Here is a 26322-nt window from a genome sequence, read left to right on the forward strand (position 1 = left end):
GGACAACTCCGCCGATCAACTCCGGACCTTACTCGTTTCGGCGATGATTTTGGGAAAGGGGCCAATCGATGTTGTGTAGCTGAAGTCTGCTACGCCTTTTTCCTGCTTGTGTATCGAGGGGCTGCGCACAACCCAGTCATACACGCCAGAAACCATGCAGCGATCGTTTGCACAGGTGACCACAATGCTGTCATTGCGGACGTTATATGCGCGTTCTGGCCATCGGTGGTAATAGTTCCTCTTGTCCTGAATGATCGAACTCAGGTTCGTCAATTTGCCATAATAGTCGACCGTGCGAGCGTATGACGCCTGAACTTGAGCAAGAGCGAAATCGTCGTTGTCGCCATGATGCTCGATGAGATCCTTGACGAAGGCGACTGCGGTGCTCTCCGCCTGTTGCCTTGCGTCGGGTGCAGGCATTGCGGGCGATTGGTTCGCTGCAACATTGGTCACACGTAACTCTGCCATTTCACTGGCCGATAGATATCTTATGTCATCCTTGTCATAGCTCGAAGCCAATTCGATCAGCTTGGGGTCCACTCCCATCTCGACTACATAGGATGTGATTGCGGCCGTTCCGAGCTGGACACGGGCCTTTGCTTCTTCTCTGGACATCCCGTCAGCCGGTTTCAAAGACGCCCGATGAACGCCTATAGAACCTGGTTCGGCAACACGGTGGACGCCACCCAAGAAGGCCAGTGAGCAGGCTGAAGCGCACTGCAATTGGCGAACCTGAAGCGTATCCAACCCCGCCGCGCGGATCATCCGCCCCAACCGAAGCGCGCTGCCGACATTGCCGCCGGGGGAGTTGAATACGATCATCCGGGCCCCGCTGCCCACAACCGCGTTGCTAAAAGCGTTCAGGGGTTCATTGTCCTTGAACTCGCCGGAAACAACAAGAAACGGCTGCTGCCCTGGAGACGAAGCAGGCGTGTATTCTAGGGCCTCAACTTTACATGTTGCTGCCGCGACAATTGACGCTACCGCCACAACTAGAGAAACTGCACGCACAGCCCGACAGAGCCCCCAACCCGCCTGCCGCAAGTAAGAACCCGTCAGCGAACTATTTCAAGGGCCATCTTTGAAACTTGGATTTCATCGAAGCGGTCATTGGCCTGCAAAATTGGTGCGGATGAAGGGACTCGAACCCCCACGCCTTTCGGCACTGGAACCTAAATCCAGGGCGTCTACCAGTTCCGCCACATCCGCATGGACCGGCAATCCCATGTAGCCATCATTCTGTCAATGTCGGAGACAAGATGTTGGATCAGAGACAAGATGTTGGATCAGGGTCAAAATGTTGGTCATTCGCCGAAATGCGAAGACTGTTGAAAATTGGCCTCGCCTGTGACAAAAGGCGTGTCAAATGTGACGGGACGCGCCGATCCGCTTCTGCAGAATGTGATAAGAAGTAGGAAAAACAAGAACTTATTCACATTTTGGAACGCAGTTTGGGAGAGTTTGAGCCGTATTTTCGGTCAAATCGCCAGGTTCCGTACCAAAAGCCATTCCCGGCAAGAATATACCGGCAGGCTGTAAACGGCAGAGGCCGTGCAGTCTCATTGGTGAAAACAAAGGTTTTACGATGCAGGTCACCGAAACGCTCAACTCCGGTCTCAAGCGCGAGATCAAGATCACCGTGCCGGCCGGTGATATGGAAGCCAAGCTGATGGCACGGCTTTCGGACGCCAGGAACAAGGTGCGCATCAACGGCTTCCGCCCCGGCAAGGTGCCGGTGCAGCACCTGCGCAAGGTCTACGGCAAGTCGTTCATGGCCGAAGTGGTCAATGAGATCCTCAACGATTCGACCCGTTCGATCATTACCGGGCGTGGCGAAAAGGCTGCCATGCAGCCTGAAGTCATCATGACCGAGGACGAGAAGGAAGCTGAGAAGATCCTGGCCGGCGGCGCCGACTTCGAGTTCCGCCTCAACTACGAGGTCATTCCGGCGATCGAGATCAAGGACTTTTCCGACATCAAGGTGACGCGTCAGGTGTTCGACGTGCCGGACAGCGAGATCGACGAGCAGGTCCAGCGCGTCGCCGAATCGGCACGCAGCTATGAGCCGAAGACGGGCAAGGCCGCCAATGGCGACCGCGTCACCATCGACTATGTCGGCAAGATCGACGGCGAGGCCTTCAATGGCGGCGCCGGCACCGATCAACCGCTGGTGCTAGGCTCGAAGGAGTTCATCCCCGGCTTCGAGGATCAACTGGTCGGCGCCAAGGCCGGTGACGAAAGGCAGGTCACCGTGACCTTCCCGGAAAACTACCAGGCGGCGCATCTTGCCGGCAAGGAAGCGACCTTCGACGTTACCGTCAAGGAAGTGTCCCAGCCGGGCGCGCTGGAAATCAACGACGAGACCGCCAAGAACCTCGGTCTGGAGTCGCTTGAGCGCCTGCGCGACGTCGTGCGCGGTCAGATCGAGAACCAGTTCGGCGCCATGACGCGCCAGAAGGTCAAGCGCCAGCTGCTCGACCAGCTCGACGCGTCCTACTCGTTCGAGGCGCCGTCGAAGCTTGTCGATGCCGAGTTCAACAATATCTGGGCGCAGGTCGTTCGCGACCTGGAAGCGGCTGGCCGCACCTTCGCCGACGAAGAGACGACGGAAGAAGAGGCGCGCGCCGAGTATCTGCGTCTTGCCGAGCGCCGCGTGCGCCTCGGCCTGGTGCTGGCTGAAATCGGCGAGAAGGCCGGCGTCACCGTGTCGGATGACGAGTTGCAGCGCGGCCTGTTCGAGCAGGTGCGCCGCTATCCCGCCAACCAGCAGCAGGAGGTCTTCGAGTTCTACCGCAACAACCCGGAAGCGCTGAACACGCTTCGGGCACCGATGTTCGAAGAGAAGGTGGTCGATCATCTGCTCGGCCAGATTTCGGTTACCGACGTCAAAGTCAGCAAGGAAGAGCTGATGGCCGACGACGAGGAGGACGAAACCGCTAAGGCGAAGCCGGCGAAGAAAGCCGCCGCCAAGAAGGCTGACGAGAAGAAGGCCGACGACGCCGAAGAGACCAAGAAGAAGGCCGCGCCGAAGAAGAAGGCCGCCAAGGACGCCGAATAACACCAGCGCCCTAGCTAAAACAGGAAGGCCGCCCTCGGGCGGCCTTTTTCGTTGCCAAACTGCAACAGCCGCGACACTTCGCGCGGTACGGCCTGTGGCGACCAAGCTTTGATCATTATCTGCGCTTCTATTGCAGCCGCTTGGGTTGTTGGAGGACGTGTTGAAGCTGTTCGTCGAAATGGGACACGCTGCGGCAATTGCCCTGGTGCTGGTCTCGGTATGCGGCATTGCCCGTGCCGAAGCGGTGCTTGACAATTGGCGGTTCGAAACGGGCGAAGACGGCGTCGTCACGGCCTCGCTCTATGCCACCAACAAGCTGATCACCGGTGGCGGCGCCTTGAGCTACAGCCCGATCCTAACGATTGCCTGCAGGGCAAACGGGGAGCCGCATTGGACCGAATGGCTGCAACTGAATGACGGTGTCTCGGCCAGCCGCAAGATCACCATGTCGGTGACGGTCGATCAGGGCAGCAAGTTCGACGAGAGCTGGTCGGTCGGGCCCCGCGGCAGGATGCTGGTGCGCGATGGCGCCGATGGCATCAGGCGCCTTGCTGCCGCGAACCGGCTCCAGCTATCATGGCGCTTCGGGCTGCTTTCGGGACGCGGCGAGGCCGACTTCAACCTCGCCGGGTTCGGTGAAGCGGTCAACCAGGTGGCCGGAAACTGCAACGCCGACCCGCCGTGACCGGATCGACGGGCCAAAGCGGCATTGTTTGCTCAAGCGCTCACCTTTTGGAACCCACCACTTAGATTAGCAGCAGGCCCTTCATCGAGGCGTTGCCCTTGCGACCGATGATGATGTGGTCATGCACAGCGATCCCCAGCCGCTTGCCGGCGTCGATGATCTCCTTCGTCATCTCGATATCGGCGCACGACGGCGTCGGATCACCTGAAAGATGATTGTGCATCAATCTTGAGAAACGACGTAACAGCTTGAAAAAGCGTCGAAAAATGAGATTGGCGGAAGGCGTTGATGCCGGTAATTGAGAGCGGTTAATCATGGGTCCCCGTGAATGTCACGCGCCATCAGACTGGTTCATGGACGGGCGGCGGCACTTCACGATACTCTGTTGCTCCTAAGCCTTCTTGGCCGCACGTGGCCCAAAGCGGACGTGAAGACGTAGGTGCACCCCAGCCTGCCATTTGGATGGCCAACTTAAGAGCCAAGTCGTCATCAAACGCTCTCGGGGCTGTACATATCGAATGGAAACGTGATCCTAAATACCCCGTTATCAGGACCTGCGTTCTTCGCTTTCACCAGAGTTGCGATAGTCTCAGATGCAAAACGCTCTATGGGGTGTGACAGGATCAGCGAAATCGTACCGTCTATCAAAGCAGCCCGCGTATCTTCAAAGAGTTCATAGCCTACGGTAACGAAGTCTTCCCGTTTTGGAGTAGCCCTGAGTGCGGCTATCGCACCTGTAACACCACCCCCTGAGATGAATAGTCCGCACATATCCGGATGATCTGTCAGCAGCTTTTCGACATGTTCACGGGCAACCACGGCTGACTCGTAAGTTGGCAACGGTTCGAGCAGCGTGAATTCCGAATTATGTTCACGGAAGTAAGAACGAAACCCGCTTTCGTTCATTTCCTGGTTCCGCAATCGGTGGCTGCCGACAAGAATGCCTATCTTGCCCGGTTCCCGCACCATGCGGTCAAACGCCCAGGCAGCGGTGCGTCCTACTTTCCAATTATCGAGCCCGACAAAGCTGATGGCTCCCTTGGCCGTGAGGGGGCCGATAAGTGAAACGACCGGCACGCCGCTTTCAAGAACTGCGTCAATCGCGTCAGCAACGGCAGGATGCTGCGGCGCTACAATCGCAAGTGCTTCGCACCGCCCGCCGAGCGACTGAATATGTGCCGCGACTTTCTCCGGCGTGAGGTCTTCCATGTACTCGACCGTTAGATCGATATTGCAGGCAGGATAAGCTTCCGCAGCTTGCGCAATTGAATCGCCGAGTAGGCGATAGAAGCGTCTCTCCCGTCGCTGCAGCAAAACCCCGACACGGTGGATCACCTCTTGTGGCTTCGCCGCCTGCTTGATGGTGCCAAGTCCGTAGAAGCCGATTTCCTCAGCGGCTGCCAAAACGCGTGTGCGCGTATTGCTCCGGACCGATTCAGGCTCGGACAGTACACGATTGACCGTTGACACGGATACACCTGCAGCTTTTGCCAAGTCCGGAATGGTTGGTCTCTTCATGTCAAAAATTCCATTACTCTGGTTTCGGCGTCTCAAGAAATATCATCCATACAAATTTTCGAAACGATTTGAGACGATTTTCCGAAGAGATAGTAATCCATATTGACCTGAAAGATGTCAACGTAGCATTCATTACGCGTTGACAGTGCTCAGCGATCTACGAGCTGTCAGCGCTTTTGGGGGGAGGCCCAGCGCACAATTGGGACGAGGAGGCTCAACGTCGTTGTGTTGAGATCGCGGACCTGCGCGTGCCTACCGGGATCGGCCGCACGGCCAAAAAAGGCAAAAAAGTATGACGAGCCGCAGCCATGCGGCTTTAACCTGAGGAGGAATTTCGACATGTCGTTCACCAAGAAAATCGCCACCGCAGCCATGGCATTCATGCTGGCATCCAGCGCTCATGCGGGTGACACGGATATCGCCGTCATCGTGGGTTCGGCCCAAGATGGCTTCTGGAACATGGTCAAGAAGGGCGTCGATGATGCTTCGCTGATGGTCAAGGCCAATGGCGGCACCGTCAATTTCATGCAGACCCAAAACTATGACAACTTCGGCCCGGACCTCGCTTCGCTAATCGAACAGGCTGTAGCCCAGGGTGCTAAAGGTATTGCTATCCCGAACTGGCTGCCAGAATCCGAAACCCCTGCCCTTAAGGCCGCGCGGGACAAGGGCGTGGTGATCATCTCCTTCAACGCTGGCCAGAGTGAGATGGATAATTACGGCTCGCTAAACTATTTCGGGTCGGACGAATATCTGGCAGGTGTTGAGGGTGGCAAGTATCTCGCTTCTCATGGTGCAAAGAAAATCCTCTGCCACATCCAGAACCCAGGTGCCGTAAATCTCGAGACCCGCTGCAAGGGCGTTCAAGACGGTGCAAAGAAGGCTGGCGCAGACACCTTCATCCTCCGTGTTCCTGCTAACCTTGACCAGGACATGAATGGTACCTCTGAAGCAATCAAATCCGAGCTGATCGCCGATCCGTCCATTGACGCCGTCATCACGCTCGCTGCATGGGCTGCAGATGCTGCCGCTAGCTCCATCGATCAGCAGAGCAAGGCCGGCAAGATTCAGCTTGGCACCTTCGATATGTCCGCCTCGGTTCTGGATCGCATTTCGAAGGGCACCCAAACCTTCGCAATCGACCAGCAGCCTTATCTGCAGGGGTTCCTCGCAACCTCCATGCTGTTTGCAAACCTGAAGTTCGGCACTGCGATTGCAACGAAGCCGGTTCTGACTGGTCCGGCGATTGTCGACAAGACCAATGTTGCTTCGGCAATCGAAGGCGTCAAACTCGGCGCACGTTGAGGCTGGCCCGAGGCTGAGACCTGGCCGCTAACCTGGCCGGGTCTCATCCATGCTCCCTCTATGTAGCTTCGTCTGCGCCAACTGAGGATTTTGCTTCCATGACCGCCACAAACCAAAGAACCAGCACCGTTGAAACACCCGCCATCGAGAGTGAATCGGCCATTTCATCCATTAAGGCCTTTTTTCGCACCCCTGCCGCTGGTGCTTTCATGGGTTTCGTGGCTGTATTCATCCTTTTTGCGATGTTCGGATATAGCCGCAACTTTTTGTCCGTAGCTGGTGTAACTACGTGGGTGAACTTCGCGTCACTCATAGGAATGATTGCAATTCCGGTCGGGTTCCTGATGATTGCCGGTGAACTCGATATTTCAACCGGTGCTGTACTTCCCGCGTCCACGATGACAGTTGCGATTGTCTGCGAGCACTATCAGATGCCTGTGCTTGTCGGTGTAGCTGCAGCGCTTGCCATCGGTGCACTGATCGGCTTCATCAATGGATACATCGTAACTCACACGCGCGTGCCGTCGTTCATCGTGACATTGGCGACGCTCTTTGCAGTGGCAGGCATCACGCTCTACCTGTCGATCTTCTTCATCAACAACACCAATTCCTTCTATCACGCGCCAGATTGGGCAAAATCGCTCTTCGGCGGGAAGGTGTATGGCTTCAATTCTTCCGTCTTCTGGTGGGGTGGGCTTATCGCAGCCTTCGTCTTCTTTCTGCATTACTCTCCGAAGGGAAGCTGGGTCTTCGCTCTTGGTGGAGACCAAGAAAGTGCGAGAAACGCAGGTATTCCTGTAACCAGGATGAAGATTGCACTCTTCATGCTGTGTTCCATATCGGCGGCCTTTGCTGGTGTCCTTCAGGTGATGACATTCAGCTCCGCAACGTCTCAGGCCAATTTTGGCCTAATCTTCAACACCATTATCGCCGTGGTCGTAGGTGGGGTTCTCCTCACGGGTGGTTTTGGTACTGTAATGGGCATTGTCTTCGGGTGCTCACCCTTTCGATTGTTACCCAAGCTATTGGTTTCACGGAGATCGACAGAAACCTGTCCTTCCTAATTATCGGTGTCATGCTTTTGATCGCTGTCCTGCTCAACGACACGTTTCGTCATTTGGCCACCAGCTGGTCGACGTTCAAGAAGAAATAAGAGAGCGACAATGTCCGATAAGAAACCCGTTCTCGAATTTCGAAACGTCGACAAATCGTTTGGCCATATTGATGTTCTGAACGATATCAGCCTCAAGGTGGGTGAAGGCGAAGTGCTCTGCCTGCTTGGCGACAACGGCGCGGGTAAGTCGACGCTCATCAAAACGCTGTCTGGTGTCTATCAGCCGACGCGTGGCGAAATTCTGATGGATGGTCAGCCCGCACTTTTCTCCAGTCCCCGTGAGGCTCAGGAACGCGGGATAGCTACGGTTCACCAATTCGGCGGGACATATCCATTGATGTCCATAGGACGCAACTTTTTCATGGGTTCGGAGCCGACAAAGGGTTGGGGACCGTTCAAGTATTTCGACCGTAAAACTGCCAACCTAGTGGCGGTTGCAGAGGTTCAGAAAATGGGGATCACACGCATCACCGACGGGGATCGTTTGGTCGGTGGCCTTTCCGGAGGAGAGCGCCAGTCGCTCGCGATTGCCCGTGCTGTCTATTTCGGAGCCCGTGTGCTCATTCTCGACGAACCGACGGCAGCCCTCGGCGTCAAGCAGGCTGCTCACGTACTGCGTATCGTCAATGAGGCCAAGCGTCGTGGCCTCGCGGTCATTTTCATCACCCATCAGGTGATGCATGCCATGGCAGTGGGCGATCACTTCGCAGTGCTCATTCGTGGTGCAATCGCGGCCGACTTCCGCAAGGGGGAAAAGACACGCGAGCAGATCGCTGATCTGATGGCCGGTGGTGAATCCATGGCCAGTCTCGAAGCCTCACTTGAAGGGTATATGGAGACCCATGACGGTCTTCCGCCACCGCCCGCTCACTGAGTGAATATTGGCATAGCCGACAAGTAGTGGAATTTGTTGAATGGAAGCGGTTGAGCTCTTGTGCCAACCGAATGGAAGGAGTTTGTCCAATGGTGCGTGTAGCAGTCATTGGTGCAGGTCTGATGGGCGCTGACCACGCCAAGATCGTCGTGGAGGAAATGCCGGGCGCGACCCTTCAGGTGGTCTGCGACATGGATACAGTCCGCGCGCGCAAGGTGGCCGATGCCCATGGTGCGGCAGACGTTGCAAGTAATCCGGAAGCCGTGATTGCCCGTGCCGATGTGGATGCGGTGATCGTCGCGAGCCCGGACGTCACTCATGCGCCGCTGTCACTCGCCTGCATCAACGCAGGCAAGAAGGTGCTCTGCGAAAAGCCCCTATCGCAGTCCTCGGCCGAATGCCTCTCGATCATGCAGGCCGAACAGGAAGTTGGTCAAAAGTTCGTCCAGCTCGGCTTCATGCGGCGCTACGACCAGTCCTATGTCGAGATGAAAGAGACAATTGAAAATGGCACGCTTGGCCGAGTCCTGATGATGCACAACTTCCACCGCAATGTGGAAACGCCAGCCTCCGACTTCACCGGTGCCATGGCAATCACCAACTCCGCCCCGCATGAGTTCGACGTCGTGCGCCATGTACTTGGCACCGAATATGCCTGGATCTCTGCCTTCCAGCCGAAGCGCTCTGATCGACGCGTCGCGCCCGTCTTCATGGTCCTCGAAACCGTCGATGGCCAGCTCGTCAACATCGAGATCAACAACAACGCTGCGTACGGCTACGACGTTCGTGCCGAACTCGTGGGCGAGCAGGCGAGCATTTCCATGAGCCATGTCGCTTATACCCATCTCGAACGCTCGCTTGGCGTCCACACCGGCTACGATGCCGATTGGCGGACCCGCTATTTCGATGCCTATCGCCGCCAGAACCGCGCCTTCCTACGCTTCGTCGACACAGACGTGTTTCCCGAGATCGCATCAAGCTGCTGGGATGGCTATGCCGCAGCAGTTGCCGCCGAGGCAGGCGTGACGGCACTCGCTTCCGGGCAGAAGCAGCTCGTCACCATGATTCCCAAGCCGGAGTTCTACGCATGAAACTGGGTTTTGTGTCTGACAGCCTCGGCGGCATGCCGCTCGACGACCTTCTCGACAACGCTGCACGCATGGGCGTCTCCGGTATTGAGGTCAACACCTGCGGCTGGTCGACCGCACCGCATTTCGATCTCAAATCCATGCTGGGTAACACGGTCGCGCAGAAAGACTTCCTCAAGGGCTTTTCAGATCGTGGGATTGATGTGATCAGCCTCAATGCCAATGGCAATCCGCTTCACCCGTCCGATCCGGCTCAGGGCGAAGGTCTGAAGAACACCATCCGGGTCGCAGGCGAGATGGGCATCAATACGGTCTGCACCATGTCTGGCCTGCCTGCGGGCAATCCGTCCGATACCATGCCAAACTGGGTCGTCTCTTCCTGGCCTCCGGAAACGCAAGCTATCCTCAAATACCAGTGGGAAGAAAAACTCTTCCCGTTCTGGACCGAGATCGTGGCGCTGGCAAATGAATGCGGTGTGAGAAAGATTGCGCTCGAACTGCATGGCAACCAGTGCGTCTACAATGTGCCGTCGCTCCTGAAACTCCGTCAAGAAGTCGGCCCTGTCGTTGGCGCGAACCTGGATCCCTCGCACCTCTTCTGGATGGGAGCCGATCCGCTGATAGCAGCCGAGGCATTGGGGGAGGCCGTCTATCACGTCCATGCCAAGGACACATTCCTGAACGCTCCCAAACAGGCAGTGACCAGCCTCCTCGAAAACGGCAACCTGACCGACATTCCAGCCCGCTCCTGGTCATACATAACACTCGGCTTCGGCCACAGTGAGGAGTGGTGGCGACAGTTTTGCTATCGCTTAAAGATGGCTGGCTACGACGGCTGGCTTTCAATCGAGCATGAGGACGTGCTTCTCAACTCACTTGAGGGCCTCGAAAAATCCGTGGCCCTTCTCAAGGGTGTCATGCCGGTTGCACCGGCCGATTTCAAACTTCAGGAAATCTAAGATGAGCTTCCAACTTGCTGCTTGCGCCGAAATGCTCTGGCGCGACAAACCAATCGAATGGCGGGCAAGCCGCCTGAAGGAAATGGGCTTCGGCGTTGGCCTTTGGAACTGGCCCGCCTGGAATCTTGATGCGCTTGAAAAAACCGGTGCCACCTTCACTATCATGAATGGCTATCTCGAAGGTCGGCTCACCGATGCAGAAGGTTGTGAGATGCTTCTGGCATCTGCCACGGAAACGGCGAAGGTCGGCAAGCGGCTCGGTGTCCACCGCCTCAATCTGCATGGCACAGGGCTTGGCGACATGGGCATTCCGATCCTGAAGATCGGTGCCTTCGCGCCGGGCATGGAACAGCGGGCTCGCGATACACTCAACCGCATCTGCGATCTGGCAGAAGCCGAGGGTCAGGTCTTCACGTTGGAAAACCTCAACCCAATCGATCACCCCGGCTGCCCCTTCGGCTCGACGGCAGACGTGCTTGCGCTCGTTGCAGCCGTCAACCGCCCGCAACTGCGAATTAACCTCGATCTCTACCATACCCAGATCGGTGAAGGTGATCTTATCCGCTGGTGTAAGGCCTGCCTGCCCTGGATCGGGGAAGTTCAGGTGGCTGATAATCCCGGCCGTTGCGAGCCGGGCACGGGCGAAGTGAACTGGCATGGCGTCGCAAAAGCCCTGAAATCCATGGACTACGCGGGGCCGGTCGGTATGGAAGCCTTTGCCTCCGGTGATCCGGAAGCTGCACTCGAAGCCTTCCGCACCGCTTTCACTATCTGATGTTGTTTTCCTAAGAGGATCATCCGTGTCATCCACCATTCTGAACGTCGGCCTTTTGGGCGCAGGCCGTATTGCTGGCGTCCATGCCACCGCCATTTCCACCAATCCCGGCAGCCGCCTTGCGGCTGTCTCGGACATCAATCAGGCCGCCGCTGATAAGATCGCCGCCCAGTATGGCGCCGAAGCCTGCTCGACCGATGCGATCCTCAATGATCCCGCCATCAATGCCGTGCTGATTGCCACCTCCACCGATACCCATTCCGACTTGATCGAGCGGGCGACGGCAGCGGGCAAGGCCGTGCTTTGTGAAAAGCCTGTCGACCTCAGCCTTGCAAGGGCACAGTCTTGCCAGAAGGTGGCCGCCGCTACCGGCAAGCCGGTGATGATCGGCTTCAACCGCCGTTTCGATCCCAACTTTGCGGCTCTCAAGGCAGCAGCCGACCGTGGTGAAATCGGCAAGACGGAACTGCTCTCGATCACCTCTTTCGACCCCGCGCCGCCGCCGATCGCCTATATCAAGGTTTCGGGTGGTCTTTTCCGCGACATGATGATCCATGATTTCGACATGGCTAATTTCGTTATGGGGACAGCGCCGGTCTCCGTCTCGGCGGTGGGTACATCGATTGTCGATCCGGAAATTGGCGCGGCAGGCGATGTCGATACCGCCGTCGTGACCCTTGCCTATGCGGATGGCCGGATCGCCGTGATCAAGAACAGCCGCCGAGCCGTCTATGGTTATGACCAGCGGCTGGAGCTTCTCGGCTCCGAAGGGCTGCTACAGGCGCAGAACATGTTGGAAAACACCTTGGTCAAGTCCACGACTTCCGGTGTCACGGGCGCAAAGCCCACCTATTTCTTCCTCGAACGCTACATGCCCGCCTATGCGGCGGAATGGGCAGCATTTGTCAACGCTGTGAAGACAGGCTCGGCTCTGCCGGTCAACCTTGATGATGGTGTCGCAGCGCTCGCCATGGCGGAAGCTGCAACCCAGTCTGCAAAGAACGGGTCTCCGGTGAAATTGGTAGAGATTCTTGGCTGAGCTTTCGGAGAAGCAAGACAATCTCTGTCGGACAACTCCTCCTATCCGATCTAGCGGCGGCCCGACCTTCGGATCGAGCCGCCGCATACTCCTGATGCCGGAGGATGCGACGCGAAGGACTCGATCAAACGAGCTGCTGCGACTACAGGTACCGGCCACAGGATATCAGCTTCAGCGATGGTGCGGACGGGAATGTTCGCCATCCGAAGGAACGTTTTCCCAGACTTCGATCCGGTCGTCCACTTGTGAAGAACGTGGATTGTGCCGGATGGCTCGTCGTCGAAGCGGGCATGATTCCGCGATCTCTCCTCCTAATACATGGCGCAGCCCTGTGTTTCCATCCACGCAAAGTTCGGGGGTTAGATGACAACCTCCAACGACCCTTCCCAATAAGTCATGGCCGAACAAGCACCGGAAGCATGATCATGAGCGCGGAAAAAACCATTCGAAACCTGACGACCATCGCCGAGCTAAAGGATATGATTGTAGCAACCAGGCTTAGCCTCCCAGAGCAACAGGAGCGCGTCGCACGCACGGCTCTCGCCCACCCGGAAATTGTAGCATTCGGCACCGCGCAATCGCTTGCGGACCGATGCGAAGTGTCGCCCTCAACCGTGGTCAGAGTGGCCACTGCTCTCGGGTTCGATAACTTCAGGGAGTTCCGACAGGTTTTCCGTCAGCACATCCGGGAGATTTCGATACGAGCGGCGGACACCCTATGCTGACAGAAAAGCCGCAATAACCGTAAGCGCTGTTGTGGGACCACCTTTCGGGAGTGGTCGCGATCTGTGAGGTTGCCGATCCTGTATTGGGATCGGAGATCGGCTTGTGTCTGGACTTGACCTTACGCTTGGCCCAGAGCGGCAGCCTCGGCGTTTCGAGGTGATCAACGGTGCCGGCGGTCGGCGTCAGTGGTCGGTGGATGACAAGGCGCGGATCATCGCGGAGACGCTGGAGCCGAACGCAGTCGTTTCCGAGGTCGCCCGCCGGTATGGCCTCAGGCCGCAGCAGGTCTTCGCCTGGCGCCGCGAAGCGGGCAAACAGGCCGCTTCGGTGCAGCAAGATTCTCCTGCCTTCGTGCCGGCGGTTGTGGCGGCGGCGAAGCCTGTACCCAGGCATCCACCGAAGCAGCGGAAACGGCAAGCCACTCGGGACGCCGGCATGATCGAGCTTGAGATCGACGGCATCGCGATGCGCGTCGGCCGGGCCGCCGATGCCAAGACGGTGGCCGCAGTGATCCGCGCGCTGAAGGCGACGTCGTGATCGGGCCGACGGGTGCGGTCAAGGTCATGGTGGCGACGAAGCCGGTCGACTTCCGCAAGGGCCTCAAGCGCTCACCTTTTGGAACCCACCACTTAGATCAGCAGCAGGCCCTTCATCGAGGCGTTGCCTTTTCGCCCGATGATGATGTGGTCATGCACAGCGATCCCCAGCCGCTTGCCGGCGTCGATGATCTCCTTCGTCATCTCGATATCGGCCCGTGATGGTGTCGGATCGCCTGACGGGTGGTTGTGGACCAGGATAATGGCGGTCGCCGAGAGTTCGAGCGCGCGCTTGACCACTTCGCGCGGATAGACGGGCGTGTGATCGACGGTGCCTGTCTGCTGCACCTCGTCGGCGATCAGCGCGTTCTTCTTGTCGAGAAACAGGATGCGGAACTGCTCGCGTGCCTCGAACGCCATGACTGATCGGCAATAGTCGAGAAGCTGCGTCCACGACGAGAGGATTTCGCGGCCGTGGACCTCGCCGCGCGCCATGCGCTGGGCGGTCGCCGCGACGATTTTCAGGTCGAGCGCCACAGCCGGGCCGATGCCCTTGACCTCCTGAAGCAGGCCAAGCGGTGCGCCAAGCACTTCAGCCAGCGTGCCGAAGCGTGCCAGCAGCGCCTTGGCCGCCGGCTTGGTGTCGGCGCGAGGAATCAGGCGAAAGAGCAGAAGTTCCAGAACTTCGTAGTCGGGCAGGGCGTCCGGACCTGCCGAGGCAAAGCGCTCGCGCAGGCGGTCGCGATGGCCGAGATAGTGCGGCTTTTCGCCGACCGCCGCCTTGGTTTTCGCAGCTGGTCGCATCGGCGCTTCGGAGAAGAAACTCCGCTCGTCGTCGTCGCTTGTGTTGGCCATATGCCCCCCGGCGCTGACATTAGAACCGTTCTGGCCCGGATCGAAACATTTCCGTTCTCCGATCGCGAGACTATCCCTACAGATCGTGACGGCTGCCTATCAGCCTCCGGCTTCCTAATACGGCGGCCAGATGAAACCACGATTTGCGCAACAAGACTTAACATCGCTTAGCGCATGCGGCCACGTTCATCTGACATGTGACGGGATCGAAGGCTCGTTGCCTCGCTATACTTAAGCAGGGATGTTGGCCAAGCATGCGGAGGCGTGGCGCGGAACCGCGATCCTTGGTGAAGCAAGATGGCTAGCCCGCCTGCAGGAAGGCGCGGGCAAAGCCGGGCTCCACGGCTTTGATCGTTCCGTCGGGCAGCTTGAGCAGGCGGTCGATCGCGACACCGTAGAGCCTGAGGCGCTCTTCGAGCAGGCGCGCGGCCTCCTCGATGTTTCCTTGGTCGGCCTGACGAAGCGCGCGATGCATCACGTCGCGAAAGATCAGCCTGATCTGCAGCAGCATGTCGGCGAACGCCAAGGGATCGGGTACGTCAAAAGCGTCCTCTTCGCTACCCTTCTTCAGCAGATCAGCTATCAACGGTAGGGCAAGCTCCCTGGCAGCCAGATCGACCCGGTGGAAGAGCACGACGTTCTCAGGTCGAAACAGGACCGCAAAGGTCGTCCTGAGCTGCGGCGCGAGCTCGACATTCAGCCGCTGCGAACCTGCGAAAAGCGCGTTGAGCCGGCCGACTGGTCCGAGCGACGGATCGTCGAGCATCGGTTGCAACTCGGCGAGGCTGTCGCGGGCAAGCCGCGCCGCGAGCGCCTCCAGCAGCGCCTCCTTGGAGGCGAAGTAGTGGTAGAAGGCACCTTTCGACAGGCCAGCCGCGCGGATGATGTCTTCTACCGTCGTATTGTCATAACCGCGCTCGAAGAACAGGCGCTGTGCGCAGTCGAGAAGCTCGGCGGAGCGTATTTCAGGCGCTTTTCTTGCTCTGGCCAATAACGTTTCCCGCGGCGGCTTTCCTGAAAAACGTGATCGACGGACCGGAACGCGGCAGCCGCCAAGACGTTCTCCCGTACTATAGACCGACGGTCGGTCTGACGCCACAGGTCTCGCCAAAAAGGAGCATGCATGCGGTTGAGGCGCTGGATTGCGGGTATGGCCATCGTTGCGGTGGCGGCAGGCGGTGCCGCGGCCTGGTATTTTCTGAGGCCGGCACCTGTTTCGGTGGTGACCGCCAAGCGCGGCGACGCCGCCGAGATCGTCTATGCCAGCGGCGCAGTCGAGCCCAAGATCTGGGCCAAGGTGGCGCCGGTCGTGCGCGAGAGGATCATAGAGCAGTGCGACTGCGAAGGATCGCGGGTCGGGCGCGGCCATGTGCTCGCCAAGCTTGACGACAGCGAGGCGAAGGCCGTGCTTGGCGAACTTGAGGCGCGGCGGGCGCTCGCCGAACAGGAGTTCCAACGCCAAACCGTGCTCGCGCAAAAAAATGCAGCGAGCCAACAGGCGCTCGATCGCGCGCGTAGCGAACTATCGCAGATAGAAGCGCAGCTTGCCGCGCAAAAGGCACGACTTGAGACTTACATATTGCGGGCGCCGAGTCCCGGCGTCGTGTTGAGGCAAGACGGCGAGGTGGGCGAGATCGCCGAGCTCGGCACCGTGCTGTTCTGGGTCGGCGAGCCGCGTCCGCTGCGGGTGGTCGCGGAGGTCAACGAGGAGGATATTGCGCGCGTCGAGGTCGGCCAGCGAGTGCTCCTCAGGGCCGATGCGTTCCTCGGGCAGAATCTCGAAGCAGCGGTTGACAGCATCACGCCCAAGGGCGACCCGACGACGAAAACCTATCGCGTCTATCTGCGCCTGCCCGATGACACGCCGCTGAGGATCGGCATGTCGACCGACGTCAACATCGTCACCCGCGAAGCGAAGAACGTGCTGTTGATTCCCTCGGCTGCGGTCCAGGGGAACGACGTATTCGTGATCGAAGGCGACAGGGCGCGGCGGCGAGAGATCCGCGCCGGCATCCGCGGCGTGAACGGTGTCGAGGTGTGGTCCGGCATTGGCGAGCAGGAGCGGGTCGTTTCGCCCTACCCAGCGGACCTTGCCGACGGCGCGCGCGTCGCGGCCCGAGAATCGTGAGGTGGAAATGCCGCTGATCCTCGACATCGCAGTCACGCACATCGCCGGCCGCGGCCGGCAGACGCTCGTCGCGGTGATCGGCGTGGCGGTCGGCGTCGGCTTCTCGATCGCCATGGCAGCGCTCATGCAGGGCGGCCAGGACGACTTCGTGCGCCAGCTCGTCGACACGATGCCCCATGTCGACATCACCGACGAACAACGCACAGCCCGACGCCAGCCGGCCGAGGATATGTTCGACACTGTCGCGATCTCGGGGCTGAGGCCGCGTGATGACCGCCGCGGCATCATCAACCCGACCGAGGCGACCGCCTGGCTGGAGAGCTGGATTCCCGGACGCTACGCGCCGAGCCTCAAGACACAGGGCGTGATCCGCTATTCCAGCCGAGAGGTGGGCGCGACCATCATCGGCGTCGAGCCGGAGCGCGAGCCCGGCGTATCGCCGATCGTGGAGGATTTCGTCCAAGGCAGCTTCGCCGCACTTGCGGCCGGCGGCAACAATGTGCTCGTCGGCGACACCATGGCGAACCGGCTCGGCGCCGGGCTTGGCGACACGATCACGGCGGTTTCCTCGCAAGGCCAGGCGCGCAATTTCAAGATCGCCGGGCTGTTCCACACCGGCACGACCCAGCGCGACGAGAGCGAGGCCTACATTCTTCTAAAGAACGCGCAGATCGTGTCCGTGCGGCCGAACGCGATCAACGAAATCCGCATCAAGCTCGACGATCCGAACCGCGCGCCCGCGGTGGCGAGGCGGGCTGAAGCCGAGCTCGGCTACAAGGCCGTGGCGTGGCAAGAGGCCAACGAATCCATCCTTGAAGCCTTCGTCATCCGCAACGTCATCATGTACACCGTGGTCGGCGCGATCATGCTGGTGGCCGGCTTCGGCATTTTCAACATCATCTCCACCATCACACACGAGAAGGCGCGCGACATCGCCATCATGAAGTCGCTCGGTTTCCCCGAGGCCGACATGCGCCGGCTGTTCCTGCTGGAAGGGGTGGCGATCGGCGCCGGCGGTTCGGCGCTCGGCTGGGTGCTCGGCTTCGCGATGGTCTACGCGCTGTCGCTGGTTCGCTTCGAGATCGCCGCGACCGGCCAGGAGATGACGCATCTTCCGATCGCCTGGAGCGTGCTGCATTACGTCATCGCCACGGGCTTCGCGGTCGGTTCGGCGGCGGTGGCCGGATATCTGCCGGCGCGTCGGGCGGCGATGCAAAACCCGGTCGACATCATCAGAGGCGCGACATGACCACGCTGGTCGAGACCGAAGGGCTGATGCGCATCCTGCCGGAAACAGTCCCCGTTACGCTGGTCGAGGACATCACGCTTGAGATCCGCGAGAAGGAGTTCATCGCCGTCACCGGTCCATCCGGCTCAGGCAAGTCGTCGCTTCTCTATCTGCTCGGGCTGCTCGATCGGCCGACCCGTGGGACTCTGAAGATCGGTGGCCGTGACGCCGGTCCCATGGACGAAAGGGAGCGGGCAAGAACGCGGCTTGAGATGCTCGGCTTTGTGTTCCAGTTCCACTTCCTGCTGCCCGAATTCACTGTGCGTGAGAATGTCGAGATCCCGATGCGCAAGCTCGGCAGATTAAAGCGAGAAGAGATGCGCGAGCGCGCCGGCGAGTTGCTTGGCTCGCTGGGACTTGCCGAGCATCTGGACAAGCGGCCCGACCAGCTCTCGGGTGGTCAGCGCCAGCGTGTGGCGGTGGCGCGCTCGCTCGCCAATGACCCGCCGCTCATCCTCGCCGACGAGCCGACGGGAAGCCTCGACTCCAAGAGCTCCGAGCAGGTGTTCACAATTCTCGAAAAACTGGTGCGCGATCGTGGCAAGACAGTCGTCGCGGTCACGCACAATCTCGATATGGCAGAGCGGATGGACCGCCGCCTCCATATCGTCGATGGCAAAATCGAGTGAGGGTGGATCGATTCTCAGGCGAGACCTGCCTGCATGCACCGGCTTTCTGTTGCTAATGGCGATGCGTTGCTTCGGGTCTATTGTTGTGGACCTTTGCTCAATAGAAGCCCGGCACACTTGAGGCGAATGGCGAATTTATTTTCCCAGAACTGAAACGCTTCGTGTGCGTCAAGTACACGGCCTGGTGGCCTCATTATCCATTTGCCGAGCGGAGCAGAGGGAGGGTGTGTCAAGTCGAACAACGTGGAGGTAAAATATGTCATGGCAAATGGATGGTACAGGCCGCGGAAAATGGTAAGCTGACAAAGTACTTTAGTCGGAAATCAGGCGACGCCGAGAGTCAATCCGAAGAACTGCACCTGGTTTCGGTTGCATGGAAGCCGCAAAATATCGATAAAACCTGAATTGGAGGAAAAATCTGTGGGTGACGTCGATAAGAGATCCAGCGAAACACCAGATTTCGTGGTCACCAACGTTCTCCGCCACCTCGAGTATTCTGATAGCGGAGTTGCTGTTTCGCTAATCGATACGCAGGGAAGCCGCATTCGCCTGCACCTAACGACCGTCACCGCTGAAATGCTTTGCGAACGAATTGCAGATGCGCTGGAATCCCGATACGGCAAATCATAAACGACAATTGTTGATCGATTGCTCCGTGCCAGTTCGTTCTGGTTTTCGAACCATTCTTCAAGGAAGATGCGTTGCGCAGCATTGGTCACGGCGGCAGGATCGAATTGCAGGACAACCAACTCAACGGACAGGTCGTCACCATCGACCTGCCGAAATGCTACGGGTGTTCCAATCGTCATAAGACGATCTCACGTCCAGTCGGGCATGATGCCGTGCTCTACGCAAGCGGCCGGGATCGAGGTGCCAGCGCCGCCCTACACGACAAAACTCTAGGCTGGCAGGCCCGGACGGTCGAGTTTTTTGGGCGACAGCGTGAAAATCTCGCAACCGGTGTCGGTGACGCCGATCGTGTGCTCGTATTGCGCCGACAGCGAGCGGTCGCGCGTCACCGCGGTCCAGCCGTCCGACAGAACCTTCACGTGCGGCCGGCCGAGATTGATCATCGGCTCGACAGTGAAGATCATGCCGGGCCGCATCTCGACGCCCTCATTGGCGCTGCCGTAGTGCAGGATGTTCGGCGCATCATGGAAAAGCTGGCCGACGCCGTGGCCGCAGAAGTCGCGCACCACCGAGCAGCGCTCGCCCTCGGCATAGGTCTGGATGGCAGCACCGATGGCGCCGGTGCGTGCGCCTGGCCTGATCGCCGCAATACCACGCATCAGGCATTCATGCGTGACTTCGAGCAAGCGCTCGGCGGCGCGCTTGATCGTGCCGACTGGATACATGCGCGAGGAATCGCCGTGCCAGCCGTCCAGGATATAGGTGACGTCGATGTTGACGATGTCGCCATCCTTGAGCGGCTTGTTGTCGGGGATGCCATGGCAGACGACATGGTTGATCGAGGTGCAGGACGATTTCGTGTAGCCGCGATAGTTGAGTGTCGCTGGCAGTGCGCCATGGTCCATGCCGAATTCGAAGACGAAGCGATCGATGGTTTCGGTGGTGACGCCGGGCTCGATCATCGGCACCAGCTCGTCGAGGCAGCGCGCGGTGAGATCGCAAGCCTTGCGCATGCCGGCAAAGCCTTCCTCGCCATAAAGGCGGATCTGGCCGGTGTTTCTGAGTGGTGCAGTGGCTGCGTCGAGATAGGTGACCATTTTGTCCGTTTAGGCGGTAGGGCCCTGCAAGAGAGCCGATGTGAAAATCTCCCCAGATTTGGCACTTGAGGGCAGAAGGTTCAAGGAAGAACTGCCCAATGCGGCCGCGCTTCGGGATATTCCTCTTGCATGGGGCTATGTCTAGCCGATTTTTGCGCGGCTTGCTTTTCCCTTCTGACGATCCCAAGTGACGACACATTTCTGGGCCAAAAGCCGGTCAAGGCAATTTTTTGACGACGAACGGCATTGCCGCCCCCGGTGACGCCAGTTCGGGAGATGTGGGATGGACAGATTGCAATTCGAGGTGCCTGTGCGCATCGCACCCGCACCCGGCCTGCCAGTCGAGGAAATCTACGGGGTCGAACAGGCGCTCGATTTTCTCCAGGACTGGCCTGCGCGCCATCAGGGCCCGATTTATCAGAAAGCTTTCAACGCCTGCTTTGGCGCCACGGTGGACGTGGTCAAGACCGAGGATGCGTGCCGGGCGTTCATGGCGTTTTGCCGGGCGAGCGGGCTGATGGCCAGGGACATGATGACGCCGCGCAAGCGCGACGGTGGGTCGAGGGCGCTCCAGGCCTGAGGGCTGCCGCCGCTTCGCCTTGTCCGATTGCAATGCGCACCAACGTCAGCGCCGTTAAGCTTCCGTTTCCACCTTGCCGGCTACGTCATTGCTTGTTGGCAATGGTTGATTCGTTGCGTCGGTCTCATGGTTCGGAAGATGTCCCCAGAAAAAGTTCGTGCATTCCCGATCGATCGTCAGGTGTTCTTGGTCAGAGAAGTTGCCGCGAAGCTCTGCAACCTGCACGGCGAAACCGCCACCTCCTTCTGGAGAGCGAAGGCATCGGAGTTGCTCGATCTCGTTGTCGGATCCGGCAGGGACAGAACAGCAGCCAGCGACGAAGTGCGCAGGTTCTTCCTGGCCGTTCAGAGAGAGATGTCGGCTGGGGCAGTCGCGGAGACGATGCCAGTTCTTTCCGCTTGAAAACAAACTTCACGGCTATGGACAGCGCCTCATGGCTGCATGGGTTCGAGCGGTCGCTGAACCGGGGCAGCAACACATCGGTGTTCGGCAAGGGCACGGATCACTCGCCGGCAGGGTACCTGGCGGATGTAGGCAGGACGCACTAAGACGGTCGCTCTCGAGGCCGTGGCTTGCTGGCGCTGGCCCCGTGCGGCCGCCAAGAAACGCGACTGTGAAAAAAGCCCGCACCGGCGAACCGGCGCGGGCCACAAGGAGTGTCACGTCAAAGCGCCACTACCCCAAAGCTATCTATTCCGTAGAGCCAGTGGTTTCGTCCGATGAGTCATCCGTCGTGTCTGCCGGATCTTCAGTTGCGTTCTTCGCCAAGAGCTTGTCCAAGGCTGCCTGCAGGGACAGCGTAGCCTGCGGTGATGCCGGCGTGGTCGCCACGACGCTGAGCGCTTTTGTCAAACCACTGGTCGAAGGATCTCTTGCCGCCGCGGATGTCGCAGCTCCATGCCCCTGCGATCCAGCTCCGGCTGAATTCCCGCCGTTTCCGTTCCCACTGCCGTGGCCGCCGCCATTACCACTGCCGCCAGGACCCGCGAAGACCGGAGAGGCGAGAAGTGCGAGCGCCGCAACCGCTGCGAGCAGATTGGTTCGATTTTTCATGGTCCATCCTTCGAGTCGGCCGTCCCGCTCGGTGAATCATGCGACGTCGTCGATGAACCCGCTAGACGGACCTTGGTCCCCGATTTGCCGCGCATAAGTCCCATTGCGAAGTTGAGCCGGCCGATCCTTGCCTCCGGCTCTGCAATCGTGCTGTTAGCAAACGGTAAACTATCCTCGGAACTCATCCATCGGGGCACGGCCTGTAAGTCGTCCGTTGCCTTGCATGCTCGCTGATCAGACAACGAACCCATTTTTTTGAGGACAACAGATAGCTGATCAAAAATGAACTGAACTTTTTAGCCATTCGTTCATACATGCGTGCTTTCTAATCTAGGTTATGACCTTCATTTGCTTCACCCGGATTCGACGTATCGCGAACGGCATTCGCCGGGGAACAAGCGCAAATGTTGCCACCATTTTTGCCCTGACCTTACCCATTGTGGTCGGTGCCGCGGGCTTCGGTGTCGAGACCTCCTATTGGTACTACAACAGCCTGAGATTGCAGGCGACGGCCGATGCCGCCGCCTATGCCGGCGCGCTTGAACAGATCTCGGGTTCCGACAAGCCGACCATCGTCGCGGCCGCGACCCAGTCGGCCGCCACGAATGGGCTGGGCTCGGGCACGATCGTCGTCAACACGCCGCCGACGTCGGGACCGAATACGACGAAGAAAGCAGTCGAGGTCATAGTCCGCCAGAACCTCGACCGGATGTTCACCTCAATCTTCACCCAGGCCCAGGTTCCCGAGCAGGCGAGGGCGGTGGCCCTGATCACCGACGCCTCAAAGGCCTGCATGGAAGCGCTCGATCCGACCGCCTCGCAGGCTGTAGGGTTTTCCGGCAATACCAGCGTTAAGGTCACACACTGCGTCATCATGTCCAATTCGAACGCCCCGGACGCCATCAAGCTTCAGGGCTCGGCGGCCCTCCAGGTCGATTGCCTGATATCGGCGGGCGGTGTCTCTCTCAGCAATCCCGTCACCACGGTCTGCGCCGCGCCGATCACCCAGGCGCTGCCCGCCAGCGACCCATTTGCCGACCTACCAACGCCGGCGGCCAGCAACCCGTGCAAGAATATTAACGGCAACAAGACGACGCAGACAATCCAGCCCGGGACCTATTGCGGTGGCATGAACCTCAACGGCACCATCACGCTTTCTCCCGGCGTCTATGTCGTGCAGGGCAATTTGAAGATCAACGCGGGTGCGGTCATTTTGGGCAGCGGGGTTACCATCTTCATGCAAGGCAGCAACACCGTCAGCATGAACGGCAACGCCACGGTGACGCTGAGCGCGCCGACCTCAGGCACCTATTCCGGGGTGCTGTTCTATGGCGACAGGACGGGGACCGCGGCGCAGAGCACCTTCAACGGCACGGCGGACTCGCTTTTGACCGGCGCGCTCTATTTTCCCAAGCAACAAGTCAATTACCTCGGCAATTTCTCGGGCAACAGCGGCTGCACCCAGGTGGTTGCCAACACGATTCAATGGTCCGGCAGCGCGACTGTCAATCAGAATTGCTCGAGCCTCGGAATGCGCGACATTCCAGCCGCGCAGTCCGTGGCACTGGCCGAGTAGCTACGTGGAACGCCGATCGACGCCGATCCTTGGAGATGATGCGGGCGTTGCGGCGGTCGAGTTCGCGCTGGTCCTGCCCATCCTTTGCCTCGTGCTGCTTGGTATTCTGGACGGCTGGTCCTACGTAACGAGTTCGCTGTCGATGCGCGCTGGCGTGAAGACTGCGGCGAACTTGATCATGGCAGGATCGACCAACGATACGGCGACGCAGGCCGTTGCCATTTCGAGTTGGGAGAATCGGCCGGAGGACGGTCAGGTCACGCTAAGCCGGATCTACATGTGCGGGACGACCGTGGTCGACGCTTCCACCATGTGCAGTGGGCCGAAGGCGCCATCGGTCTATGTTCAGATCCAGGCAACGGCCACCTGGTTGCCGCCCGTCGCCTTCGGTGCCTTTTCCGGTTCCAGCACCATCGGCCATCTGGAGGTGATCCGTGTCCGCTAAGACGAACGCGTTCAGTCAGGATCGGTCGGGCGGGGCTGGGTTGGAGTTCGCGCTGATCGCGCCTTTCCTCGTCATGCTGCTGTTCGGGATCTTCGCCTTCGGCTGGTCGATGCACTCCGTGTCCAGCGTTCGCTATGTGTTGGAAACATCATCACGCTCGTTGCAGCTTCAGAACACGCTGACCCAAGCCGACATCCAATCGATCGCCACGCAGAAACTGCAGGCGTTGGGTTTGACGGATGTGAATGTCACGATCGTCATCGACCCGGCGAGTGGTGGCTTCCGCATGGCGCATCTGACCGCCACCTACGCCTTCGTCGTCGATTTCCCTTACTTCAGCAACTTCCCGGTCAACTACGCGACCACCGTTACCGTGCCGCTGGTCGGTTAGGCTGCCCAGTGTGGGAACGCGGCGGTCGCACCGCCGTCCCGTGTTTCTGCCAACCCGTGAAGAGGGCGCGTTAACCGGCGGGCGCCCCTTCTCAGTATAGGCTCTTGCCGCAACGCCGCCTTTGTCACGGTCGCGTCAACTGGCCGGCACCTTGCAAGCTGCGTTTGGAAAGTTCTGGTACGCCCAAGGGGAATCGAACCCCTGTTACCGCCGTGAAAGGGCGGTGTCCTAACCGCTAGACGATGGGCGCGCTCAGACGAAGCGGCTTATACTGGCGTTGCGCGCAACCGGCAACCCGTCAGGCGCCACCTTGGACAACTTTTTTCCGGCTTGTAAAAGCGGCACATTCGCCAGGGCTGGGCAGGGTGCCAGCATGCCTCGGCGATCAGCGGACTCATCGCTTCATCATCCACTGGGCGCAGCAAGGAGCGCGGCGACGCAGCGCAGACCCAAGTGACGAAGTGCAGGAGGCTAGGCTAATCACGAATGTCGGGGATGGTCCCTCGGGCTGCTAACACACTTCCGGCCCGTGAAATCGCGCCACTAGCCGTCGTCACCGCCGCTGCGCCGGCGGCAACGCCAGTTCCAGTCGCGCTCTGGGCCGACGTCGACGTGGACGGATTCTGTGTGGCAGTAGGTGCCGACGCCGCCACGGCCGGGCATGGTTCTGATGTAGCTCGCCAGTTCCCATTTCGAAACGCCGGGGACCTGGATGTCGGCGGCGGCGCAATACATGTGCAGCGAATTCTTGGCGCCGTTGGCGCGGCGGTTGCGAGCCGGGTCTCGATAGCCCGAGGTCACCATCATCTTGCGGCCGTAGTGGCCCTCGATCGTCTTCAGCACGCGGACCAACGACGGCTTCAGGCAGGCCACGTCGACGCTCTCGTTCTGCTTGAGCAGCCCGTTGGGCGCCAACCGGGCCATGCCGGCGGCGGACGCAACCTGATAGGAGCCGCCGATTGGCCCCTCGTCCTCGTTGAGGTCGACATCGCTTTCGTCGTCGAGGCCGGACTTGCGCTTGATTTCGAACAGGGCCGTCTGGCGCACGCCGGGCAAGGCATCACTGCCGGTGATGTGGCCGGTCTCGCCGCCTGTCGAAGCCAGTTGCACCGGCTTTTCCGCGGAATTGGCCGAGGCGAGCATGATGATCGGCTTTGCCGCGGCTGGCGCCGGTTTGGCCTGCATCGCTGGCTGCTCGCCCGACCGGGTGTTGATGAGCGGCGTCGCCGAAGCAGGCGTGGCGCCAAACATCGAGGCCAGGAAGCCTCTTTTCTTCGGCGCGTCGGGCTGCGGCATCTCGCCAGCCGTCACATAGACCGGATTGTTCATGACCGGAGCGGCTGTCGGCTTCGGCGCATTCACGCCGGCATCGGCGGCCGCGATCTTAGCGGCGACCGCGTCGCTCTGCTGCGTTGTCTGTGCCTGCTGCTGCAAGGACTGAGGAGTTTGTCCGACAATCGTTTCGTTGCCGGCCGGAGTGGTCAGCGGAAAGGCGGCTTGGGGCTTGGCCATCGGGACATAGGCGATTGTCTCGGGAAGTGTCGTATCGCTGGCCGTCATCACGGTCGTCTGCTCGGTCGTGACCTCGGACGAATCGGCTGCGGCGGTCGGCGTGGCGCCAGAGGCCTTATTAATGTCCGATGCCGTGGCATTATAGCCGGGCATTCCAACCGACATCGTCGGGTCGCCAGCCGAGGTGCAGGAGGCCAGAAGCAATGAGCAGAGCGCTGCCACGATGGCGTGGCGTTCTCCCTTTGCGAGGCTCCATCCTGCTGATTTCAAAGTCAAATTCCCCCTCGATGCCCGGTCGGTATATCCCTGGTGCGGCAGCGATACGCCGTGTCAAGGTGACCTTTGTCTCCGATCCGGAAACGAGACTTGTATCAAATCCGCAAGCCTGGAAGTATTTTTGCAGTGATTGCCGAATTACGGCTGCTCAATGGTTGACTACACCATTTCGCCCGCTTTTACCG

Annotated in this window: 27 protein-coding genes, 2 tRNA genes and 1 pseudogene; 19 read left to right on the top strand and 11 right to left on the bottom strand. The window is 59.5% G+C overall.

Annotated features, from left to right (window positions below):
* Positions 1-15 precede the first annotated feature (15 nt).
* Positions 16-1011: a COG3904 family protein gene (locus tag NKJ90_RS02880; protein ID WP_156938479.1), complete on the bottom strand. Its 996-nt coding sequence runs from the start codon at positions 1009-1011 to the stop codon at positions 16-18.
* Between the two features lie 113 nt (positions 1012-1124).
* Positions 1125-1209, bottom strand: a tRNA-Leu gene (locus tag NKJ90_RS02885).
* Between the two features lie 376 nt (positions 1210-1585).
* On the opposite strand from NKJ90_RS02885, the gene tig reads away from it, so the two are divergent.
* Together tig and NKJ90_RS02895 are read left to right on the top strand one after the other, a co-directional pair.
* Complete coding sequence (gene tig, locus NKJ90_RS02890; RefSeq protein ID WP_023757601.1) at positions 1586-3058, top strand: trigger factor; 1473 nt, start codon at positions 1586-1588, stop codon at positions 3056-3058.
* Positions 3059-3218: 160 nt separating this feature from the next.
* Complete coding sequence (locus NKJ90_RS02895) at positions 3219-3743, top strand: hypothetical protein (protein WP_023757600.1); 525 nt, start codon at positions 3219-3221, stop codon at positions 3741-3743.
* A gap of 61 nt (positions 3744-3804) precedes the next feature.
* Here NKJ90_RS02895 and NKJ90_RS33460 read toward each other — a convergent pair.
* Both NKJ90_RS33460 and NKJ90_RS02905 read right to left on the bottom strand, forming a co-directional pair.
* A pseudogene (locus NKJ90_RS33460) lies at positions 3805-3969 on the bottom strand (JAB domain-containing protein); the annotation flags it as partial.
* 263 nt (positions 3970-4232) lie between these two features.
* Entirely contained in the window at positions 4233-5261 is a 1029-nt protein-coding gene (locus NKJ90_RS02905; RefSeq protein WP_023757598.1) for a LacI family DNA-binding transcriptional regulator, read from the bottom strand.
* Positions 5262-5600: 339 nt separating this feature from the next.
* On the opposite strand from NKJ90_RS02905, the gene NKJ90_RS02910 reads away from it, so the two are divergent.
* The 9 genes from NKJ90_RS02910 (at position 5601) to tnpA (ending at position 13678) form a co-directional block, all read left to right on the top strand.
* The gene (locus NKJ90_RS02910; protein ID WP_023757596.1) at positions 5601-6566 is read left to right on the top strand and encodes a substrate-binding domain-containing protein; all 966 of its coding nucleotides are present in this window, start codon (positions 5601-5603) and stop codon (positions 6564-6566) included.
* Positions 6567-6664: 98 nt separating this feature from the next.
* On the top strand, positions 6665-7630 hold the full coding sequence (locus NKJ90_RS02915; protein ID WP_352485637.1) for an ABC transporter permease: 966 nt from the start codon (positions 6665-6667) through the stop codon (positions 7628-7630).
* A 99-nt stretch (positions 7631-7729) separates the two neighbouring features.
* Positions 7730-8554, top strand: coding sequence for an ATP-binding cassette domain-containing protein (locus NKJ90_RS02920; protein WP_023757594.1), 825 nt, complete (start codon positions 7730-7732; stop codon positions 8552-8554).
* Between the two features lie 89 nt (positions 8555-8643).
* The gene (locus NKJ90_RS02925) at positions 8644-9645 is read left to right on the top strand and encodes a Gfo/Idh/MocA family oxidoreductase (protein ID WP_032906992.1); all 1002 of its coding nucleotides are present in this window, start codon (positions 8644-8646) and stop codon (positions 9643-9645) included.
* A complete protein-coding gene (locus NKJ90_RS02930) occupies positions 9642-10601 on the top strand; it encodes a sugar phosphate isomerase/epimerase family protein (RefSeq protein ID WP_023757592.1) in 960 nt (319 codons plus the stop codon). Before NKJ90_RS02925 ends, NKJ90_RS02930 begins: the two co-directional genes overlap by 4 nt.
* Position 10602: 1 nt before the next feature.
* On the top strand, positions 10603-11376 hold the full coding sequence (locus NKJ90_RS02935; RefSeq protein WP_023757591.1) for a TIM barrel protein: 774 nt from the start codon (positions 10603-10605) through the stop codon (positions 11374-11376).
* 37 nt (positions 11377-11413) lie between these two features.
* Entirely contained in the window at positions 11414-12415 is a 1002-nt protein-coding gene (iolG, locus tag NKJ90_RS02940) for an inositol 2-dehydrogenase (protein WP_023757590.1), read from the top strand.
* A gap of 425 nt (positions 12416-12840) precedes the next feature.
* The gene (locus NKJ90_RS02945) at positions 12841-13140 is read left to right on the top strand and encodes a MurR/RpiR family transcriptional regulator (RefSeq protein WP_023757589.1); all 300 of its coding nucleotides are present in this window, start codon (positions 12841-12843) and stop codon (positions 13138-13140) included.
* 103 nt (positions 13141-13243) lie between these two features.
* Positions 13244-13678, top strand: a complete 435-nt coding sequence (tnpA, locus tag NKJ90_RS33465) for an IS66-like element accessory protein TnpA (protein ID WP_023757588.1) — start codon at positions 13244-13246, stop codon at positions 13676-13678.
* Between the two features lie 92 nt (positions 13679-13770).
* On the opposite strand, the gene radC is transcribed toward tnpA, so the two are convergent.
* Positions 13771-14532, bottom strand: coding sequence for a RadC family protein (radC, locus tag NKJ90_RS02955; RefSeq protein WP_352485639.1), 762 nt, complete (start codon positions 14530-14532; stop codon positions 13771-13773).
* A 301-nt stretch (positions 14533-14833) separates the two neighbouring features.
* Entirely contained in the window at positions 14834-15523 is a 690-nt protein-coding gene (locus tag NKJ90_RS02960; RefSeq protein WP_023757587.1) for a TetR/AcrR family transcriptional regulator, read from the bottom strand.
* A gap of 159 nt (positions 15524-15682) precedes the next feature.
* On the opposite strand from NKJ90_RS02960, the gene NKJ90_RS02965 reads away from it, so the two are divergent.
* The 3 genes from NKJ90_RS02965 to NKJ90_RS02975 are packed head-to-tail and all read left to right on the top strand — an operon-like array spanning position 15683 to position 18577.
* Positions 15683-16660, top strand: coding sequence for an efflux RND transporter periplasmic adaptor subunit (locus NKJ90_RS02965; protein ID WP_502904882.1), 978 nt, complete (start codon positions 15683-15685; stop codon positions 16658-16660).
* Between the two features lie 7 nt (positions 16661-16667).
* Positions 16668-17909 carry an ABC transporter permease gene (locus tag NKJ90_RS02970; RefSeq protein ID WP_023757585.1) on the top strand — a complete coding sequence of 414 codons (1242 nt, stop codon included), beginning with the start codon at positions 16668-16670 and terminating at the stop codon, positions 17907-17909.
* Positions 17906-18577, top strand: coding sequence for an ABC transporter ATP-binding protein (locus NKJ90_RS02975; protein WP_023757584.1), 672 nt, complete (start codon positions 17906-17908; stop codon positions 18575-18577). Before NKJ90_RS02970 ends, NKJ90_RS02975 begins: the two co-directional genes overlap by 4 nt.
* A gap of 323 nt (positions 18578-18900) precedes the next feature.
* On the opposite strand, the gene NKJ90_RS02980 is transcribed toward NKJ90_RS02975, so the two are convergent.
* Positions 18901-19386 carry a hypothetical protein gene (locus NKJ90_RS02980; RefSeq protein WP_156938478.1) on the bottom strand — a complete coding sequence of 162 codons (486 nt, stop codon included), beginning with the start codon at positions 19384-19386 and terminating at the stop codon, positions 18901-18903.
* A 90-nt stretch (positions 19387-19476) separates the two neighbouring features.
* Positions 19477-20304, bottom strand: a complete 828-nt coding sequence (gene map / locus NKJ90_RS02985) for a type I methionyl aminopeptidase (RefSeq protein ID WP_023757583.1) — start codon at positions 20302-20304, stop codon at positions 19477-19479.
* Between the two features lie 283 nt (positions 20305-20587).
* Between map and NKJ90_RS02990 the strand changes: the two genes are divergently transcribed.
* Together NKJ90_RS02990 and NKJ90_RS02995 are read left to right on the top strand one after the other, a co-directional pair.
* Complete coding sequence (locus NKJ90_RS02990; RefSeq protein ID WP_023757582.1) at positions 20588-20884, top strand: DUF982 domain-containing protein; 297 nt, start codon at positions 20588-20590, stop codon at positions 20882-20884.
* 138 nt (positions 20885-21022) lie between these two features.
* A complete protein-coding gene (locus tag NKJ90_RS02995; protein ID WP_023757581.1) occupies positions 21023-21286 on the top strand; it encodes a DUF6074 family protein in 264 nt (87 codons plus the stop codon).
* A gap of 288 nt (positions 21287-21574) precedes the next feature.
* Here the strand turns inward: NKJ90_RS02995 and NKJ90_RS03000 are convergent, their stop codons facing one another.
* Positions 21575-21937, bottom strand: a complete 363-nt coding sequence (locus NKJ90_RS03000) for a hypothetical protein (RefSeq protein WP_156938477.1) — start codon at positions 21935-21937, stop codon at positions 21575-21577.
* A gap of 337 nt (positions 21938-22274) precedes the next feature.
* Here NKJ90_RS03000 and NKJ90_RS03005 point away from each other — a divergent pair, with 337 nt between their 5' ends.
* From NKJ90_RS03005 to NKJ90_RS03015, 3 genes are read left to right on the top strand one after another with little or no spacing between them, the layout of a single operon-like run.
* Positions 22275-23513, top strand: a complete 1239-nt coding sequence (locus NKJ90_RS03005; protein WP_023757579.1) for a pilus assembly protein TadG-related protein — start codon at positions 22275-22277, stop codon at positions 23511-23513.
* 4 nt (positions 23514-23517) lie between these two features.
* Positions 23518-23958: a TadE/TadG family type IV pilus assembly protein gene (locus NKJ90_RS03010; RefSeq protein ID WP_023757578.1), complete on the top strand. Its 441-nt coding sequence runs from the start codon at positions 23518-23520 to the stop codon at positions 23956-23958.
* A complete protein-coding gene (locus tag NKJ90_RS03015) occupies positions 23948-24349 on the top strand; it encodes a TadE/TadG family type IV pilus assembly protein (protein WP_023757577.1) in 402 nt (133 codons plus the stop codon). The genes NKJ90_RS03010 and NKJ90_RS03015 overlap by 11 nt, the downstream gene beginning before the upstream one ends.
* 175 nt (positions 24350-24524) lie before the next feature.
* Here NKJ90_RS03015 and NKJ90_RS03020 read toward each other — a convergent pair.
* Positions 24525-24599, bottom strand: a tRNA-Glu gene (locus NKJ90_RS03020).
* A gap of 293 nt (positions 24600-24892) precedes the next feature.
* Positions 24893-26137, bottom strand: a complete 1245-nt coding sequence (locus NKJ90_RS03025) for a YcbK family protein (protein ID WP_023757576.1) — start codon at positions 26135-26137, stop codon at positions 24893-24895.
* Between the last annotated feature and the right edge of the window lie 185 nt (positions 26138-26322).

The organism is Mesorhizobium sp. M0051 (assembly GCF_040323235.1).
Taxonomy (GTDB): Bacteria; Pseudomonadota; Alphaproteobacteria; order Rhizobiales; family Rhizobiaceae; genus Mesorhizobium.

What these genes read in the sequence shown, in the direction of transcription:
- map (WP_023757583.1), bottom strand. Translation starts at nt 20,304, where the DNA reads ATGGTCACCTATCTCGACGCAGCCACTGCACCACTCAGAAACACCGGC.
- NKJ90_RS02990 (WP_023757582.1), top strand. Translation starts at nt 20,588, where the DNA reads ATGGACAGATTGCAATTCGAGGTGCCTGTGCGCATCGCACCCGCACCC.
- NKJ90_RS02970 (WP_023757585.1), top strand. Translation starts at nt 16,668, where the DNA reads ATGCCGCTGATCCTCGACATCGCAGTCACGCACATCGCCGGCCGCGGC.
- NKJ90_RS02925 (WP_032906992.1), top strand. Translation starts at nt 8,644, where the DNA reads ATGGTGCGTGTAGCAGTCATTGGTGCAGGTCTGATGGGCGCTGACCAC.
- NKJ90_RS02935 (WP_023757591.1), top strand. Translation starts at nt 10,603, where the DNA reads ATGAGCTTCCAACTTGCTGCTTGCGCCGAAATGCTCTGGCGCGACAAA.
- NKJ90_RS02915 (WP_352485637.1), top strand. Translation starts at nt 6,665, where the DNA reads ATGACCGCCACAAACCAAAGAACCAGCACCGTTGAAACACCCGCCATC.
- tig (WP_023757601.1), top strand. Translation starts at nt 1,586, where the DNA reads ATGCAGGTCACCGAAACGCTCAACTCCGGTCTCAAGCGCGAGATCAAG.
- NKJ90_RS02965 (WP_502904882.1), top strand. Translation starts at nt 15,683, where the DNA reads ATGGCCATCGTTGCGGTGGCGGCAGGCGGTGCCGCGGCCTGGTATTTT.
- NKJ90_RS03005 (WP_023757579.1), top strand. Translation starts at nt 22,275, where the DNA reads ATGACCTTCATTTGCTTCACCCGGATTCGACGTATCGCGAACGGCATT.
- radC (WP_352485639.1), bottom strand. Translation starts at nt 14,532, where the DNA reads ATGGCCAACACAAGCGACGACGACGAGCGGAGTTTCTTCTCCGAAGCG.
- NKJ90_RS02930 (WP_023757592.1), top strand. Translation starts at nt 9,642, where the DNA reads ATGAAACTGGGTTTTGTGTCTGACAGCCTCGGCGGCATGCCGCTCGAC.
- NKJ90_RS02945 (WP_023757589.1), top strand. Translation starts at nt 12,841, where the DNA reads ATGAGCGCGGAAAAAACCATTCGAAACCTGACGACCATCGCCGAGCTA.
- NKJ90_RS02910 (WP_023757596.1), top strand. Translation starts at nt 5,601, where the DNA reads ATGTCGTTCACCAAGAAAATCGCCACCGCAGCCATGGCATTCATGCTG.
- NKJ90_RS03000 (WP_156938477.1), bottom strand. Translation starts at nt 21,937, where the DNA reads ATGAAAAATCGAACCAATCTGCTCGCAGCGGTTGCGGCGCTCGCACTT.
- NKJ90_RS02980 (WP_156938478.1), bottom strand. Translation starts at nt 19,386, where the DNA reads ATGACGATTGGAACACCCGTAGCATTTCGGCAGGTCGATGGTGACGAC.
- NKJ90_RS02975 (WP_023757584.1), top strand. Translation starts at nt 17,906, where the DNA reads ATGACCACGCTGGTCGAGACCGAAGGGCTGATGCGCATCCTGCCGGAA.
- NKJ90_RS02920 (WP_023757594.1), top strand. Translation starts at nt 7,730, where the DNA reads ATGTCCGATAAGAAACCCGTTCTCGAATTTCGAAACGTCGACAAATCG.
- NKJ90_RS02905 (WP_023757598.1), bottom strand. Translation starts at nt 5,261, where the DNA reads ATGAAGAGACCAACCATTCCGGACTTGGCAAAAGCTGCAGGTGTATCC.
- NKJ90_RS02995 (WP_023757581.1), top strand. Translation starts at nt 21,023, where the DNA reads ATGTCCCCAGAAAAAGTTCGTGCATTCCCGATCGATCGTCAGGTGTTC.